The sequence below is a fragment of the Streptomyces sp. NPDC014894 genome (assembly GCF_043080985.1).
Taxonomy (GTDB): Bacteria; Actinomycetota; Actinomycetes; order Streptomycetales; family Streptomycetaceae; genus Streptomyces.
The window spans coordinates 34,660-51,661 of sequence record NZ_JBIBWD010000021.1 but is presented as its reverse complement, the minus strand read 5'-3'; the positions used below and the strand labels follow the sequence as shown (position 1 = coordinate 51,661).

The following is a 17,002-nucleotide window of genomic DNA, read 5'->3' as shown; positions in this document are numbered from 1 at the left end:
ACGGTGGGGGAGCCGCTGCCGGGTCCTGGGCCTGGGCCTGTGCCTGGGTCTGGGTCCGCGACGGTCCGGGGGAGCGCACCCGAGTACGCCCCTGGGAGCGCGCCCACACCCGACCGCCCCCGGCGCACCCCCACCGGACCCGCACCCCGGGACCGGCTACAAGCCTGGGCCGAACTCCTCCGTATCTCCGCGCTGACCACCGTCCCCGGCGACGCGCTCACCGGCGCCGCGACCCTCGGCCTCCGGCCCAACCGGGGCACCGCGCTCGCCCTCGGCGCCTCCCTCTGCCTCTACGAGGCCGGCATGGCCCTCAACGACTGGGCCGACCGCGCGGAAGACGCCGTCGACCGCCCCCACCGCCCCATCCCCTCCGGACGCGTCACCCCCGCCGCCGCCCTCACCGCCGCCACCCTCCTCACCGCCGCCGGACTCGCCCTCGCCTCCCGCGCGGGCCGCCCCGCGCTCGCCACCGCCACCGCCCTGACCATCACCGTCTGGTCCTACGACCTCCGCCTCAAACACACCGCCGCCGGACCCGCCGCCATGGGTGCCGCCCGCACCCTCGACCTCCTCCTCGGAGCCACCGCCGCCCGCACCCCCCACCGGAGCACCCCCGCCACCGCGCTCCCCGCCGCCCTCGCCCTCGGCGTCCACACCGCCGCCGTCACCGCCGTCTCACGCCACGAAGCACACGGCGGCTCCACCACCGCCCCCCTCGCCGCCCTCGCCACCGCGGCCGGACTCGCCGCCCTCACCACAGCCGACCCCACCCCCGGCACCGGCCCGGCGGCCACGGCCCGGCGACTCCTGCGCACCGCCCTCGCACTCCGCTACGCCCGCACCGTCGCCACCCCCTGCCTCCACGCCGCCCTCAACCCCTCCCCACACCTCACCCGACACGCCGTCGGCGCCGGAATCCGCGCCATGATCCCCCTCCAGGCCGCCCTCGCCGCCCGCCGCCCCGGCCCCGCCGCCGCCGTGACCGCCCTCGCCCTCGCCGCACTCGCCCCCCTCGCCCGCACCCTCTCCCGGAGAGTCAGCCCCACATGACCCCAGCCGCCGCCCCCGCCCCGCCCCTCCGCTACGGCTACGGCACCAACGGCCTCACCGACCTCCGCCTCGACGACGCCCTCACCCTCCTCGCCGACCTCGGCTACGACGGCGTCGGACTCACCCTCGACCACATGCACCTCGACCCCCTCGCCCCCGACCTCCCCGCCCGCACCCGCCGCACCGCCGCCCGCCTCACCCGACTGGGACTCGACGTCACCGTCGAAACCGGCGCCCGCTACATCCTCGACCCCCGGCACAAACACGGACCCTCCCTCCTCGACCCCGACCCCGCCGCCCGCGCCACCCGCACCGCCCTCCTCATCACCGCCGTACAGATCGCCGCCGAACTCGGCGCCCACGCCGTCCACTGCTTCAGCGGCGCCGCCCCCGACCGCACCGACCCCGCCACCGCCTGGAAACGGCTCACGGAATCCCTCACCCCGGCCCTCGACGCCGCAGCCACCGTCGGCATCCCCCTCGCCGTCGAACCCGAACCAGGCCACCTCCTCGCCACCCTCGACGACTTCCACCGCCTGCGCGGACTCCTCGGCGACCCCGAACCCCTCGGACTCACCCTCGACATCGGCCACTGCCAGTGCCTGGAGGACCGCACCCCCGCCGACTGCGTCCACGCCGCCGCCCCCTGGCTCCGCCACGTCCAGATCGAGGACATGCGCCGAGGCGTCCACGAACACCTGCCCCTCGGCGACGGCGAGATCGACTTCCCACCCGTACTCCACGCCCTCGCCGACATCGGCTACCAGGGCCTCACCGTCGTCGAACTGCCCCGCCACTCCCACGCCGGCCCCGAACTCGCCCGCACCTCCCTCGCCCGCCTCCGAGCCCACGAAACGGCCGCCGCATGCTGATCCCCCGCACCCGGCTCGACACCGACCTCGACCCCGCCGCCCGCGACTGGCTCGACCACGCCCTCACCGAAGCCGCCGCCCGCCGACCCGGCTGGGAGACCGCCTTCGCCACCGCCGGCCGCCACTGCGGACCGCTCAACGCCGACCCCGTACGCACCCTGCTCCTCAACCAGGCCCGCCCCGACCCGCCCACCCTCACCCGGCTCTACCGCCACGGCACCGCCGCCGAACGCCGCGCCCTCCTCCTCGCCCTCCCGCACCTGCACCACCTCACCCCGCCCGACGCCGCCCTCCCACTCGTCCACGACGCCCTGCGCACCAACGACACCCGGCTCGTCGCCGCCGCCGTCGGCCCCTACGCGGCCCGGCACCTCGACGCCCACTCCTGGCGTCACGCCGTCCTCAAATGCCTCTTCACCGGCGTCCCCCTCGACACCGTCGCCGCACTGCGACGCCGCGCGCGCGGCGACCGCGAACTCGCCCGCATGCTCGCCGACTACGCCGCCGAACGCACCGCCGCAGGCCGCACCACACCCCCCGACCTGATCCGCGCCCAGACCCTGACCGGCGAGCCGCCCGAGGAGACCTGATGCGCATCTTCGACCCGCACATCCATATGACCTCCCGCACCACGGACGACTACCGGGCCATGCACACAGCAGGCGTACGCGCCCTGGTCGAACCCTCCTTCTGGCTCGGCCAGCCCCGCACCTCGCCCGACAGCTTCTACGACTACTTCGACTCCCTCCTCGGCTGGGAACCCTTCCGCGCCGCCCAATACGGCATCGCCCACCACTGCGCCATCGCCCTCAACCCCAAAGAGGCCAACGACCCCCGCTGCCGCCCCGTCCTCGAAGAACTCCCGCGCTACCTCGTCAAGGACTCCGTCGTCGCCGTCGGCGAGATCGGCTACGACTCCATGACCCCGGCCGAGGACACCGCACTCGCCGCCCAGCTCCAGCTCGCCGCCGACCACGGCCTGCCCGCCCTCGTCCACACCCCCCACCGCGACAAACTCGCCGGACTGCGCCGCACCCTCGACGCCGTCCGCGCCTCAGCCCTCCCCCCGGAACGCGTCCTCCTCGACCACCTCAACGAAACCACCGTAGAACACGCCTCTGACAGCGGCTGCTGGCTCGGCTTCTCCATCTACCCCGACACCAAGATGGACGAGGACCGCATGGTCGCCGTCCTTCGCACCCACGGACTGGACCGGGTCCTCGTCAACTCGGCCGCCGACTGGGGAAAGAGCGACCCCACCGCCACCCGCCGCGTCGGCGACGCCATGCTCGCCGCCGGATTCACCGACGACGACGCCGACCGGGTCCTCTGGCGCAACCCCGTCGCCTTCTACGGACTCAGCGGCCGCCTCCACCTCGACACCGCCCCACCCGCACCCCTCCACGAAGGCAACTCCATCCTCCGCGGCGGGGAATGAGGACCGGACCCCATGCGCTTCCGCCACCCCGACGGAACCACCGTCCACCTCGCCTACTGCACCAACGTCCACCCCGCCGAAACCCTCGACGGCGTCCTCGCCCAACTCCGCGACCACTGCGAACCCGTCCGCAGACGCCTCGGCCGCGACCGCCTCGGCATCGGCCTCTGGCTCGCCAGAGGCGCCGCCCACGCCCTGATCACCGACCCCGCCGCCCAGCGCGGACTGCGCGCCGCCCTCGAACACCGAGGCCTCGAAGTCGTCACCCTCAACGGATTCCCCTACGACGGATTCGGCGACGACCACGTCAAATACCGCGTCTACCGGCCCGACTGGACCGACCCGGAACGCCTCGCCCACACCACCGACCTGGCCCGGCTCCTCGCCGTACTGCTGCCCGACGACGTCACCGAGGGCACCATCTCCACCCTCCCCCTCGCCTGGCGCACCCGCTTCGACCCCAGGGCCGCCGCGTCCTCCCGCGCCGCCCTCACCACCCTCGCCCAACGGCTCGACGCCCTGGAGGAGCTGACCGGGAAATCCATCAGCGTCGGCCTCGAACCCGAACCCGGCTGCGCCGTCGAGACCACCGCCGACGCCATCGGACCGCTCACCGCCATCGGCTCCCGCAGAATCGGCGTCTGCGTCGACACCTGCCATCTGGCCACCTCCTTCGAAGACCCCGCGACAGCGCTCGCCCGGCTCACCGCCGCCGGCGTCACCATCGCCAAGGCCCAGCTCTCCGCCGCCCTCCACGCGGAGGAACCCCACCTCCCCGAAGTCCGCACCGCCCTCGCCGCGTTCGCCGAACCCCGCTTCCTGCACCAGACCCGCACCCGCACCGCGGCCGGCCTGCGCGGCACCGACGACCTCGGCGAAGCCCTCACCCAGGACACGCTGCCCGACGGCGCGCCCTGGCGCGCCCACTTCCACATCCCCCTGCACGCCCCGCCCGCCCCGCCCCTCACCTCCACCCTGCCCGTCCTCCGGGACACCCTCGGCCGGCTCGTCGGACCCGCCGTGCCGCTCGTCCGCCATCTGGAGGTGGAGACCTACACCTGGCAGGCCCTCCCCGCCGGAGCCCGCCCCCGCAACCGGAACCAGCTCGCGGACGGCATCGCCGCCGAACTGACGCTCGCCCGGGACCTGCTGGCGGGCCTCGGGCTGAAGGAGCTGCCATGACCTCCTCGGGGGCCCCCTCCCCTCCCCCCTCCCCACCCGCCCCCGCCCCCCGGTCCGCCGCGCTGCTCGTCGTCGATGTCGTCGGGCTCACTCCGCGGCTGCTGGAGCACATGCCGCGGCTCGCCGCGCTCGCCGCCTCGGGGTCGAGGGCGCCGCTGGACACGGTGCTGCCCGCGGTGACCTGCGCGGCCCAGTCCACGTTTCTCACCGGCGCGCCGCCGGCCGGGCACGGCGTCGTCGGCAACGGCTGGTACTTCCGTGAGCTGGGCGAGGTGCTGCTGTGGCGGCAGCACAACGGTCTGGTCTCCGGCGACAAGGTGTGGGACGCCGCGCGCCGGGTCCGTCCCGGGTACACGGTCGCGAACGTCTGCTGGTGGTACGCGATGGGCGCGGACACCGACTTCACCGTCACGCCCCGGCCCGTGTACTACGCGGACGGCCGCAAGGAGCCCGACTGCTACACCCGGCCGCCGTCCCTGCACGACGAGCTGACGGCGGAGCTGGGCGACTTCCCGCTGTTCCACTTCTGGGGCCCCGGCGCGGACATCGTGTCCAGCCGGTGGATCGTCGGAGCGACCCGCCACCTCATGCGCACCCGTGATCCCGATCTGACCCTGTGCTACCTCCCTCATCTCGACTACGACCTTCAGCGGTACGGCCCCGACGACCCGCGCGCCCACCGGGCCGCGGCCGAGCTGGACGCGGTGATGGCGCCGCTGCTGGACGACGCCCGGGAGCAGGGCCGTACGGTCGTCGCCCTCTCCGAGTACGGCATCACTACGGTGAGCCGGTCCGTGGACGTGAACCGTGCGCTGCGGCGGGCCGGTCTGCTGGAGGTCCACACCCAGGACGGCATGGAGTATCTCGATCCGACGACGTCACGGGCCTTCGCCGTGGCCGACCATCAGATCGCGCATGTGTATGTGCGCCGTCCGGAGGATCTGGCGGCCGCCCGGGAGGCGCTGGCCGCGCTCCCCGGCGTCGAGCGGATCCTCGGCGACGAGGAGAAGAAGGCCGAGGGCCTCGGCCATCCCCGCGCGGGGGAGCTGGTCGCCGTCGCCGAGCCGGACGCCTGGTTCACGTACTACTACTGGCTCGACGACGCCCGGGCCCCGGACTTCGCCCGGCTGGTGGAGATCCACCGCAAGCCGGGCTACGACCCCGCCGAGCTGTTCCTCGATCCGCGCGATCCGTATGTGCGGCTGAGGGCGGCGGGGGCGCTGGCGCGCAAGAGGCTCGGTATGCGGTACCGGATGGCGGTGGTGCCGCTCGATCCGTCGCCGGTCCGCGGCAGCCACGGCCGGCTTCCCCCGAGCGATGACGAAGGTCCGCTCATTCTGTGCTCCGTCCCCCGTGCTGTGGGCGGCCGTGTGGCCGCCGCCGATGTGAAGGCCCTGCTGCTCGGCCTCGCCGGTCTTCACTGAACCACATCTCACCGATGACGAGGAGTTATCCACAATGAGCCGTTTCGGCAAGGACAGCGATCCCGAACTCGTCCACAGGCTGAGCAGACGCGGCATGCTCGGCGTGGCGGCGGGGACCACCGCGGCCGCGCTGCTGGGAGCCGCCGCGCCGGCCGTCTCCGCGTCCCCCGGCCGGGGCCCGGAACACGGCGGTGACCTGCACCGGGGCAGGACGGAGGAGAACGGCGGGGGCCGGGGGAGGGGCCGCCCCGTGCTGCCGCGCGGCCGTCTCGGCATACAGCTGTACTCGCTGCGCGACAAGGTGTCGACCCTCGGCTTCGCGCCGGTCTTCGCCGAGCTGGAGCGGAGCGGCTACGACGAGGTCGAGTTCGCGGGCTACCAGCAGGGTTCCGCCGGCCCCATCTCGCTCGCCCGGCTGCGGAGCCTCGCCCGCGACCACGGACTGCGGCCGATCGGCGGCCATGTGGGCTACCACTCCGCCCGGCCGGACGCGTACACCTTCGCGCAGAATCTGGAGAAGGTACTCGACGACGCCCAGGCGCTGGGCCTGCCGCACATCGGAACCGCTTCCTCCCCCTTCCGCTACGGGAGCACGGTCGACGCGTGGAAGCGGGCGGCCGAGGACTTCAACGCCTACGGCGCGGCGGCCCGCCGCCGGGGCATGAAGTTCTATCAGCACAATCACGCCGAGGAGTTCTCGTTCGCCACGGACCGGCCGCGGGTCCGCCTCTACGACGTACTGCTCGCCGAGACCGACCCTGACCTGGTGTTCCTGGAGATGGACGTCTACTGGGCCCAGGTGGCGCGGCACCGTTTCAGCCGGCGCCCGGACGGCACGCCCGCGCCCCTGGACCCGCTGGGGTACGTCCTTCGGCAGCCGGAGCGCTATCCGCTCTTCCATGTGAAGGACGGCGAGCGCGACGAGTCCGTCCGGGACGGCTATCGGATGACGGACGTCGGGGACGGCGACATCGACTACCGGCGTTTCATCTCGGCGGTGAACGCCGCCCGCGGCGACCGCCGTGATCACCACTGGCAGGCGGAGCACGACAATCCGGCCGACTCGCTCTCGTTCGCCCGCCGTTCCGGCGCCCATCTGCGCGGGCTCCGCGAGGACGACTGCTGATCCGCCCCGGGCGGGGCCGCTGCCGCCGGGCCGGTCCCGCCCGACGCTCCGTTCCACAACACGCCCCGGGTGACGGGCAGTTGCGACCACCGGTCTTCCCTGGTTGACTGAGCCGCAGCGAATATACCCCCCCGGAGTACCAGGTAGGAGTGTCAATGGGCATCGCCACGGTGACGGACCCGCGGAGCTTTCTCGAGGAGCGCTACAACCGGTACAACGAGGAGCTGCTGTTCAGTGACGAGGAGGCCGGTGCGATCATCGATCGCTACTACACCCCGGACTTCGTCATCAACAGCGGCGGCATCGCCATGGGCCGGGAGCGGTTGATCAAGCATGTCCGCCCGCTGCGGAAGCAGGCGGTCCCGGGCGGCCGGTACGAGGTGCTCGAGGCGGTGCAGGACGGCAATCGCTTCGCGTCGCGCTACATCATCCACGCCGCGCTGAAGCACCAGACGATGCGGATCGAGGTCATCGAGTTCCTCGAAATGGCCGACGACGGCCGGATCTCCCAGGCGAACTCGGCCACCCGCAATCTGCCGGACTCCGACGGCTGACGCCCGGACGCGTACCGGCGGTCCGTGCCGGAGCACGGGGCCGCACGGCCGGGGCGGCGGTCGCGGAGTGCGCCGCGCCGCGTTGCCGACGGCGCCGACGGCCCTCGCGGGGTCCCGGTGCCCGCGGGCCCGGTCGCGGCCGGGCGTCCCGGCAGGCGTCCCGGCAGGCGTCGAGACCTCGCGTCGCGCACCGCGTCGGCGCCGCGAGGTCCCCTCGGGTCCGCTCGGCCTCAGCCGGCCGCCATGTCGTTCTTCAGCGTGCGGGTGACCTGGTGGATGCGGCTGAGCCGCCGGTCCTCGGCCACCTCGGCGAAGAGATAGAACTCGACCTCTATGGCCCCGCCCGACTTCAGCGTCCCGTGGAAGGTGAACCGCGTGGCCAGGGTGGTGCCGCTGAGCAGCGCCTCCTGCACGTCGTAGTGCATCTTCTCGAACGTCTGGCGCGCGGCCGGAATGTGGTCCACCAGCTGCTGCCGGGTCATCTCGGCGCCGTCGGCGATCTGGGTGAAGTCCGGCGTGTAGTAGCGGTCGACGTCCTGCCCCGGATTCTCGCTCCCGAAGACGACCTCCTTTCCGTAGGAATTGAAGAAGTTGCTGACGAACGCCTCGGGAGTCGTTCCGAGATCGACGCTCATGCCGGTCCTCTCGCTCATGATCGATGGATACCCTCCCCAGGTATACACCCCAAGTACCGCACCGGCAAAGGATGTTGGGACCGGTGTGGCGCAAAGCGACAGGCGCGCGCCGTACGCCACCGGGCGCGCGCCGCGGCCTCGTGCGCCGCCCCGTCGCGCGGTCGAGGCGGATTCCGCAGCTGGGGTGAGGTGCCGCCGCCGGACATCTGTCCGTGATCGCGGCCATGGACGGGCCAGTACGCCGCTCGGCCGCCGAAACCCCTGGCCGAAAACGCGGCCCCGAGCGCCGCGTGATCCGCGCAGGGAAACGATCCGCCCCGGACACCGTACGGCGAAGCCCCCGGACGCCGTACGGCGAGGCCCCCGGACGCCGTACGGCGAGGCCCCGGGTCGGCGCCGCACCACAGCCCGCCCCGGCGGAACCGCACGTACCGCCTCGCCGCCGTCCCGCGCGCGCCACCCCGCCGCCCAACGCCTCCGGGCTCCGCCCCCGAGGCTCAGCCCCCTGCGAGCACCCCCGCCCCGCCGCACCCCCCCGCCGCACCCGCCCCGCCGCACCCGGCCGCCCGCCGCCCGCCCCGCCGTTCACGCCCCGCGCGAGCCCCCGCCCCGCGCGAGCCCGCGCCCCTCAGCCGAGCGCGACTCCCGCGGCCGGCGCCACCCCGCCCCGGTCCAGCAGCGACTGGATCCCCGCGACCGCGTCATCGCGCTCCAGCGCACGCCCCTCCTCGTACGCGGCGCGGAAACCGGACTCGCCCAGCTCCTCGGTCAGCGCTGCGACCAGCCGGGATATATCGGGGTTCCCGGCGTCGGACGCGCCGCGCAGCGCGTGGGCCGCGCCGAGGAGACGGCCCGCGAGCGGGAAGTCGTCGTAGCTGTGCAGCAGTTGCGCCACCGCGACGCCGACGATCGCCACGAGCATCATGTCGGCGGCCTCCAGCGCCCCGTCGAGCGCCTTGCGCAGTGAGCGCCGGGCCCCCGCCAGATCGCCGCGGGCCAGCGCCAGCCGTCCCGTACCCGCCCAGTACAGGGTTCCGAAGGCCGAGTCGTCGAAGGTGTCCGGCGAACAGGCCCCCCTGGCCAGGGCGTACTGGCGCGAGGACTCCGGGAAGTCGCCGTCCAGCCGGGCCAGATCGCCCAGGATGAGCCGCGCCATCCGCAGATGGCTCGCCGACGACGGGCTGCTCACCACGCTCCGCAGCTCCTCACGGGCCGCCTCCACCCGCCCGGCGTGCCGGTGCGAGACCGCGAGCCACACCCGTTGCAGATCGTCGCCGCCCAGCTCGCGGGCGGGGCCCATGGCCTCCGTCAGCGCGGCCCCGGCGTCCTCGAACTCGCTCCGGGAGATGAGGATGATCGCCAGATAGGTCAGCGAGGTGGCCAGCCCCCAGCGCTCCCCGACGATCCGGAACTCCTCCGCGCACCGCCGCAGATCGCGGCAGCCCTGGACGAGGTCCCCGTCGTTGAGGCTGAACATGGAGCGGATCAGCCACAGCATCGCCCGGGTCCAGGGATCGGGCACCTCCCGCCGCCCGTCGATCTCCCGCAGCCCCCGCTCGGAGTCGCCCCTGACCCAGGCGAGCAGCGGGGCCGTCAGCGTCGGCGCGGGATGCGCGCCCGCCGCCGAGGGGATCCGGGCCGGGCCCTCGTACGGGCGCAGTTCGGCGAGCCCGCTCCTGGCGCTGTTGGAGTCGCCGGAGAGGATGCTGTTGAGGAGATAGCCCGCCGTGGCCAGGGCGCGCGCGGCGGGGTCGGTGTCGCCGGGCAGGCGCAGCGCGGTCCGCAGCAGCCGGACGGCCTGGGTGTGTTCGCCGCGCTGGGTCCAGAAGTACCAGAGCGCCGCGCCGAGCCGTACGGCGGTGTCCGCGTCCCGGGTCTCGCAGGCGAAGTGGAACGCGGCCAGGAGGTTTTCCCGGTCGGCCGTGAGCACATGGGTCCAGCCGATCTGGGTGAGGCCGTCGCGCAGATGCGGTTCGGCGCTCTCGGCGAGGGCCAGGAAGCAGCGGGCGTGGGCGCGCCGGGCGCTGTCGACGCCGCCGCGCGCGGCCAGCCGCTCCAGTCCGTAGGCGCGGAGCGTCTCCAGCATGCGGAAGCGGATCTCGGTGCCGTCGACGACCTGGAGGACGGACTTCTCGACGAGCGAGGTGAGGGTGTCCAGGGTGTGGGCGCCGGCGGAGGCGACGCGCTCGGCGGCGTCGAGGGTGATCGTGGCGGGGAAGACCGAGAGCCGTTCGGCGAGGGAGCGTTCTTCCTCGTGGAGCAGGTCCCAGCCCCAGGCCACGACGGCGCGCAGGGTGCGGTGTTCGGGCCGGGCGGTGCGGCTGCCGCCGGTGAGGACCTGGAACCGGTCGTCGAGCCGTTCGGCGAGCTGCGCCGCGGAGAGGGTGCGCATCCGGGCGGCCGCCAGCTCGATGGCGAGCGGCAGTCCGTCGAGCCGCCGGCAGATGTCGGAGACCGCGGAGGCGTTCTCGGCGGTGACGCCGAATCCGGGGCGGACGCTCGCCGCCCGGTCGGCGAACAGACGTACGGCGGGACAGGCCGCCACCGTCTCGGCGGGGGAGAGCGGCCGGGGCAGCCCGAGCGGGGTGACGGGGAAGAGCGCCTCGCCGAGGATGCCGAGGGGCTCCCGGCTGGTGGCGAGGATCCTCAGCTGCGGGCAGCGGCCGAGGAGTTCGTCGGCGAGACGGGCGGCGGCCTCGACGACGTGTTCGCAGTTGTCCAGGACGATCAGGGTCGCGGCGGCGGCGAGCACTTCGGTGAGCTGTTCGACGACGTCTCCGGGGCCGCCGGTGCCGTCGGAGAGGCGTACGCCCCGGGAGCCGAGCGCGGCGAGCACGGTGGGGGCGACGTCCTGCGGGTCGGTCACCGAGGCCAGTTCGACCAGCCAGACGCCGCCGGGCGCGGCGCTGTCGGCGAGGTCGCGGGCGACGGCGGTCGCCAGCCGGGTCTTGCCCGTGCCGCCGGTGCCGACGAGCGTCACCAGACGGCTGTCGGCGAGCTGTTCGCCGAGCCGGGCGCGTTCCTGTTCGCGGCCGACGAAGCTGGTCAGCTCGGAGCGGAGGTTGTCGCGGCGGCGGCCGCGGGGCAGCCGGGCGGCGTCCTGCTGGGCCCGCAGCACCGCGAGATGCGTCTCCTGGAGATCGCGTGAGGGATCGCTGCCGAGCTGGTCGGCCAGCCACGACCGGAACTGCTCGTAGGCGCCGAGCGCCTCCGCCGATCTGCCGTCCGCGTGGAGCGCGCGGACCAGCAGGGACCGCAGCCGCTCCCGGTGCGGATGGAGCGATACGAGGGCCTCCAGCTCGGCGACGAGCCGGGGGAGTTCGGCGCCGAGCGCCAGCTCGGCGGCGGCCCGGTCCTCGGCCGAGGTCAGCCTCAGCTCTTCGAGCCGGGCGACGGCGCCGGTCACGAACGCGGACTCCGACATGTCCGCGAGCGGCTCGCCGCGCCAGAGCGTGAGGGCCTCTCCCAGCAGCCGGGACGCGTCCTGCGGGCGTCCTTCGCGCAGTGCGCGGCCGCCCCGGCGGGCGAGGGTCTCGAAGCGCAGCGCGTCCACGGCGTCGGGCGGGATGTCCAGGCAGTAGCCGCCGTTGGCGGAGCGCAGCGGCGTGTCGTCGGGCAGCGCCCGGCGCAGCCGGCTGACGAGCGCCTGCACCGCGTGGCCCCGGTTGACCGGGGCCTCCCGGGGCCACAGCGCGGCGGCCAGCGAGCCGACGGAGACGGATTTGCCCGCCTCCAGGGCCAGCCTGATCAGGAGCGTGCGGAGCCGGGCACCGCCCACGGTGACGGGCTGCCCCCCGCCCCGGACCTCCAGCGGTCCGAGGAATCCAACATCCATACCCCCATGGTGTCATCCGCGGCTCCCGTGTGAGCTGCGAATGAATGCCCGATGTGAGCGATCTGAGCGCCGGTTGTGAGCGGCGGTGTGCAGCCTGGGTCACGTTGGCCGTATCCGTACCGCCGACCGCGGGAGGGGGGTTCCGCCGAGTCCGCTGTTCCCCCGTGCACCTCAGTGCGGTTCGCCTCCCTCCCGCCCCGCTCGTTCCCCTTCCTCCCCCGTGAGAGTTCTGGAGAGACATGGCTGCCTTGGCGCGTTGGTGTTTCAGACATCGGATAGTGGTCCTCCTTCTGTGGTTGGGCGCGCTGTTCGGCATAGGCGTGGGCGGTTCGGCCGCCGGCAGCGCCTACTCCAGCGCGTTCGACATGCCGGGCACCGAGTCGATGCGCGCGATCGAGCGCATGGAGAAGGCGTTCCCCGAGCGCGCGGGCGACGTCGACACCGTGGTGTGGGAGGCCCGGAGCGGTTCGGTGCGGGACGACGCGGTCCGCGACCGGATGACGCGGGCCCTCGCGGACATCGCGAGACTGCCCGACGTGGGCGCGGTGCTGAGCCCGTACGACAAGGACGGCGAAGGGCACATCAGCGAGGACGGGAAGATCGCCTACGCCGAGGTCACCTTCACCAAGCAGGCGTTCGACCTGGACAAGGAGAACACCCAGAAGGTCATCGAGCGCGCCGAGGAGGCCCGTACCGACGAGCTGAAGGTCGAGCTGGGCGGTCTGGCGATCGAGAACGCCCAGCTGCCGGCCGAGGGGCTCGCGGAGCTGGTCGGCGTGCTGGCCGCGGCGATCGTGCTGCTGATCGCGTTCGGCTCCTTCTTCGGAATGCTGCTGCCCATCCTGACCGCGCTCTTCGGGGTCGGCACGGGTGTGATGGCGCTGGGCGTGCTCAGCCACGGCCTCACCCTTCCCGACGCCGCGCCGATCCTGGCCTCGCTGGTCGGCCTCGGCGTGGGCATCGACTACGCGCTGCTGGTGGTCACGCGGTACCGCAAGGGCCTCAAGGCGGGTCTGGAGCCTGACACGGCGGCCGAGCGGGCGATCAACACCTCGGGCCGCGCGGTGGTGTTCGCCGGCGGCACGGTCTGTCTGTCGCTGCTCGCGGTGTTCGCCCTCGACATGCGGTTCCTCAACGGCGTCGCGATCGCCACGATCATCATCGTGCTGCTGAGCGTGGTGTGCGCGGTCACGCTGCTGCCCGCGCTGCTGGGGCTGTTCCGGATGAAGGTCCTCAGCCGCCGTGAGCGCCGGGCGCTGGCCGAGAGCGGTCCGCAGCCCGAGGCGGGCGCCGGCGGTCTCGCGGTGCGCTGGGCGGCCCGGGTCGAGAGCCGGCCGCGGCTGGTCGCGGCCGTCGCCGTGGTGGCGATGGCGGTGGTGGCGATTCCCGCGTTCTCGCTGCGGCTGGGCACCAGCGACCAGGGGAACCAGCCCGAGACGCAGACCACGCGCCAGGCGTACGACCTGCTCGCCGACGGTTTCGGGCCCGGGTTCAACGGGCCGCTGCAGCTGGTCGCCGACGTCCCGGGCGGCGAGGGCGACGTCACGGCCCTGGACGGTCTGATCGAGCGGGTGCGGTCGATGGACTCGATCGCGGACGTGGCGCAGGTGCCGACGCCCCCCGGGGCCGAGATCCGGATCTACCAGGTGATCCCCGAGCACGCCCCGCAGGACGAGAGGACCGACGCGCTCATCACCGAGCTGCGCGACTCCGCCGTCCCGCAGGCCGAGCGCGGCACCACCCTTCAGGTCCATGTCGGGGGCAACACGGCGGTCCAGATGGACTTCGCCGAGGAGATCACCGACCGGCTGCCGCTGTTCATCGCGCTGCTCAGCGTGCTGGGCTCGCTGCTGCTGATGCTGGCCTTCCGCAGTGTCGTGGTGCCGCTGCTGGCGGTGGTGATGAATCTGCTCGCCGCGGGCGCCGCCTTCGGCATCATCGTCGCGATCTTCCAGTGGGGCTGGGGGCTCGATCTGCTGGGCCTGGGCAAGGCGGGGCCGATCACCTCGTACATCCCGGCGTTCATGCTGCCGCTGCTGTTCGGTCTGTCGATGGACTATCAGGTCTTCCTCATCAGCAGGATGCACGAGGAGTGGGTGCGCACCCGGGACAACGCGCGCGCGGTGCGCGTCGGTCTCACCGACACCAGCCGGGTCATCAACTGCGCCGCGCTGATCATGGTGTTGGTCTTCGGTTCGGCCGTCCTCAGCGCCGACCAGGCCGCCGTGATGACGGGTGTGGCGCTCGCCGGAGCGGTGGCCATCGACGCCTTCATCCTGCGGATGCTGCTGGTGCCGGCCCTGATGCATGTGATCGGCGACGCCAACTGGTGGCTGCCGGGGTGGCTGGACAAGAGCCTGCCGCGGGTGGCCGTGGAAGCGCCCGATCCGGACGGCCCCGAGCAGGCCGGCCGGCCGGAGAAGGATCTCGTCGGCGGCGCGTGAGCGGACGGCGGCCGCTTCCGGCCCGGCCTTCCACGGCCGGGGCGGGGGGCGGCCGCCGCCGTCGGCCGGGCTGTCGCGGGGAGTGCGGTCGCCGACCGCTTACGGTAACCTGTATACCCCCGATGGGTATTTGGTCGGGGATGTCCGGGACCCCGACCACAGGAGCAGCTCATGGCCTCCCCCGAGACTTCCCGCGGTGACTCGGCGCCGAGCGGATCCGGCGAAGCCCCCCAGGAGCCGGGTGTCACCGCCACCTATCTGGTCGAGGGCATGGTCTGCGCCCACTGCGCCGCCACCGTCACCAAGGCGATCACCACCCTCGACGGAGTGCGCGGCGTCGAGGTCGACGTCCAGAGCGAGCGGGTCTCCGTCAGCTCCGACCGCGCGCTCGACGACGCCGAACTGGCCCGGACCCTGGACGACATCGGGTACGAGATGGTGGGCCGCGCCTGACGCGAGGCGGCGCGGCAGCGGATTCCGGGTGGTGCGGGGGATCGTCCCCGCACCACCCTTTCTTCCGTCTACGCCGGGCCGGTCCAGGCCACCGGCAGACTCGCGGGCCTGGTGAAGGCCACGTCGTACTCCCACGGCACATCGTGCTCGGACATCGCGAGCATCAGACCCGGGAAGCGGTCGAACAGCTCCTGATAGGCCACGCGCAGGAACATACGGGTCAGCGACGCGCCGAGACAGAAGTGCGGCCCCGCGCCGAAGGTCGCCGTACCGTCCGTACGGCGGTGGATGTTGAACACCGACGGATTCGGATAGTGCGCCGGATCCCAGGTCGCCCCCAGCATCGGCGTGCTCACCCCGTCCCCCTCGCGGATGGTGACACCGTGCAGGGTGACCTCCTTCAGCGCCACCCGGGGAACGCCCAGCACCCCGTTGTGGTGGTAGCGCAGGATCTCCTCCACGGCCTTCGGCCACAGCGTCCCGTCGGCCAGGACCTCATCGAGCTGACGGCGGTGGACCAGCAGCGTCAGCACCCCCGCGCCCAGCGGCGAGACCAGCGGATCGGACCCGGTGACCAGCAGGTACGAGACCGTCCCCTGCAACTCGTCCTCGCTGATGTCGCCGTCGGCGCGGGCCTGGATGAGCGCGCCGATCGGCCCGTCGTCCCCGCCGGAGCGGCGTTTGCTCTCCACGATCTCCGCGGTGAACCCGCCGATGGCCCGGGTCGCCTCGCTCACCTCCCGCGCGGTGATCGTCAGATTGGTCTGCGCCCGGAAGAAGGAGTGGAAGGCCGACCGGTGCTCCACCGGCACCTGAAGGATGTCGCAGCTCACACGGAGCGGGAGCGGCGCGCTGTACGCGGCCACCAGATCGGCCGGATTGAGCCCCGACTCCATCGCGTCCAGCAGCCGGGCCGCGTTCCGCCGCACCAGCGGACGGAAGCGCTCCACCCCGGTCCGGGTGTAGAAGCGGCTGATCACCTGCCGCACCCGGCCGTGGTCGGGCGGATCGAGATTGAAGATGCCGCCCCGCACCGCCGTGAAGTCGTCCCCGACGAAACGCGGCGCGCCCTCGTACACCAGGTCCCGCGAGAAGACGCTGTCGGTGAGGACCCGGGTGATGTCCGTCTTGCGGGTGATCATCCAGACGATGTCGCCCGACGGGAGCCTCACCGGGCAGACCGGGCGGTGTTTGCGGGCCCACGCCAGCAGCGGGGGCGGGGTACCCAGCGGCCCGGGCGGAAAGGGGTAGCTCAGCGGAAGATCAGGCTCGGCGGTCGTGGTCACGACGCGCTCCCGGGGTTCTCGATCCGGCGCACCACGGCGTAGCCCTGGCCCGTCGACGGGCGGAAGGCGGCCGTCTCGCCCTGGATGAACGGCTCCAGAAGATCCATCCGGCGGTGGTAGACGCAGACGGACGAGGTCACGCCGAACACCTCCGGCCCCTCGACCACCAGCGGGAGTTCCGCGATGGCGTAGCCGACCGCCCGGTCGATCTGCGCCTCGGTGGGCTCCGTCCCGCCGCCCGCGTGCCGCACCGCGCCGCTCGCCGTCTCCCGGCAGGCGCGGCGCACCGCGGCGTCCTCCCGATAGGCCGTCTCGGCCCTTCGCCGGGCGGCCGCGTAGGCGGGGCGGGCGGTCAGCGCCGTCCAGGTGTGCACCCGGTGCTCCGGATCGTCGGCGCCGCGCCGCAGCAGGGCCCGCCGCACCGGATTGCGGAGCTGCTTCACGGCCCTGCGGGTACGGTGCACGGCGTCCGCGACGCCGTATCCGGCGGCGGTGAGGGTGTGCACGGCCTCGTACCCCGGTATGACGAAGTCGACCTTCTTGAAGTGCTCGCAGGCCCAGTCCACGAGCGCTTCCACGGTTCTCGGTTTGTAGTACGCGTTCCACGGCGAGAGGCCGATGAGGGCGTGCTCCGCCTCGTCCACCAGCAGCGCGCTCTCGGGTGTGCAGGGCTCGACGGTGAATCCGACCGGTATGGACATTC

Annotated in this window: 14 protein-coding genes; 10 read left to right on the top strand and 4 right to left on the bottom strand. The window is 73.2% G+C overall.

Going from position 1 to position 17,002, the window contains the following annotated elements; all coding sequences use genetic code 11:
• Positions 1-39 precede the first annotated feature (39 nt).
• The 8 genes from ACF089_RS33375 to ACF089_RS33340 all read left to right on the top strand — a co-directional run bounded on the left by ACF089_RS33375 (position 40) and on the right by ACF089_RS33340 (position 7,646).
• Positions 40-1,050 carry an SCO3242 family prenyltransferase gene (locus ACF089_RS33375; protein ID WP_392035084.1) on the top strand — a complete coding sequence of 337 codons (1,011 nt, stop codon included), beginning with the start codon at positions 40-42 and terminating at the stop codon, positions 1,048-1,050.
• Positions 1,047-1,922, top strand: a complete 876-nt coding sequence (locus ACF089_RS33370; RefSeq protein WP_392035082.1) for a sugar phosphate isomerase/epimerase family protein — start codon at positions 1,047-1,049, stop codon at positions 1,920-1,922. The genes ACF089_RS33375 and ACF089_RS33370 overlap by 4 nt, the downstream gene beginning before the upstream one ends.
• The gene (locus ACF089_RS33365) at positions 1,916-2,512 is read left to right on the top strand and encodes an EboA domain-containing protein (RefSeq protein WP_392035079.1); all 597 of its coding nucleotides are present in this window, start codon (positions 1,916-1,918) and stop codon (positions 2,510-2,512) included. The genes ACF089_RS33370 and ACF089_RS33365 overlap by 7 nt, the downstream gene beginning before the upstream one ends.
• Positions 2,512-3,360 (top strand): TatD family hydrolase, encoded by an 849-nt coding sequence (locus ACF089_RS33360; protein ID WP_392035076.1) that lies wholly within the window; start codon positions 2,512-2,514, stop codon positions 3,358-3,360. The genes ACF089_RS33365 and ACF089_RS33360 overlap by 1 nt, the downstream gene beginning before the upstream one ends.
• A gap of 12 nt (positions 3,361-3,372) precedes the next feature.
• Positions 3,373-4,542 (top strand): metabolite traffic protein EboE, encoded by a 1,170-nt coding sequence (gene eboE / locus ACF089_RS33355; protein WP_392035073.1) that lies wholly within the window; start codon positions 3,373-3,375, stop codon positions 4,540-4,542.
• Complete coding sequence (locus ACF089_RS33350; protein ID WP_392035071.1) at positions 4,539-5,966, top strand: alkaline phosphatase family protein; 1,428 nt, start codon at positions 4,539-4,541, stop codon at positions 5,964-5,966. The genes eboE and ACF089_RS33350 overlap by 4 nt, the downstream gene beginning before the upstream one ends.
• Positions 5,967-6,000: 34 nt before the next feature.
• Positions 6,001-7,092 (top strand): sugar phosphate isomerase/epimerase family protein, encoded by a 1,092-nt coding sequence (locus ACF089_RS33345; RefSeq protein ID WP_392035068.1) that lies wholly within the window; start codon positions 6,001-6,003, stop codon positions 7,090-7,092.
• A gap of 155 nt (positions 7,093-7,247) precedes the next feature.
• Positions 7,248-7,646, top strand: coding sequence for a nuclear transport factor 2 family protein (locus tag ACF089_RS33340; protein WP_392035065.1), 399 nt, complete (start codon positions 7,248-7,250; stop codon positions 7,644-7,646).
• Positions 7,647-7,876: 230 nt separating this feature from the next.
• On the opposite strand, the gene ACF089_RS33335 is transcribed toward ACF089_RS33340, so the two are convergent.
• Both ACF089_RS33335 and ACF089_RS33330 read right to left on the bottom strand, forming a co-directional pair.
• Positions 7,877-8,299, bottom strand: coding sequence for a nuclear transport factor 2 family protein (locus ACF089_RS33335; protein ID WP_392035062.1), 423 nt, complete (start codon positions 8,297-8,299; stop codon positions 7,877-7,879).
• 610 nt (positions 8,300-8,909) lie between these two features.
• A complete protein-coding gene (locus ACF089_RS33330; protein WP_392035059.1) occupies positions 8,910-12,116 on the bottom strand; it encodes a BTAD domain-containing putative transcriptional regulator in 3,207 nt (1,068 codons plus the stop codon).
• 278 nt (positions 12,117-12,394) lie between these two features.
• Here ACF089_RS33330 and ACF089_RS33325 point away from each other — a divergent pair, with 278 nt between their 5' ends.
• Together ACF089_RS33325 and ACF089_RS33320 are read left to right on the top strand one after the other, a co-directional pair.
• Entirely contained in the window at positions 12,395-14,560 is a 2,166-nt protein-coding gene (locus ACF089_RS33325; protein ID WP_392035056.1) for an MMPL family transporter, read from the top strand.
• Between the two features lie 171 nt (positions 14,561-14,731).
• Entirely contained in the window at positions 14,732-15,013 is a 282-nt protein-coding gene (locus ACF089_RS33320) for a heavy-metal-associated domain-containing protein (RefSeq protein ID WP_392035053.1), read from the top strand.
• A 68-nt stretch (positions 15,014-15,081) separates the two neighbouring features.
• Here ACF089_RS33320 and ACF089_RS33315 read toward each other — a convergent pair whose 3' ends face one another.
• Complete coding sequence (locus tag ACF089_RS33315) at positions 15,082-16,299, bottom strand: cytochrome P450 (protein ID WP_392035050.1); 1,218 nt, start codon at positions 16,297-16,299, stop codon at positions 15,082-15,084.
• Positions 16,296-17,000: a tRNA-dependent cyclodipeptide synthase gene (locus ACF089_RS33310; protein ID WP_392035047.1), complete on the bottom strand. Its 705-nt coding sequence runs from the start codon at positions 16,998-17,000 to the stop codon at positions 16,296-16,298. Before ACF089_RS33310 ends, ACF089_RS33315 begins: the two co-directional genes overlap by 4 nt.
• Positions 17,001-17,002 lie beyond the last annotated feature (2 nt).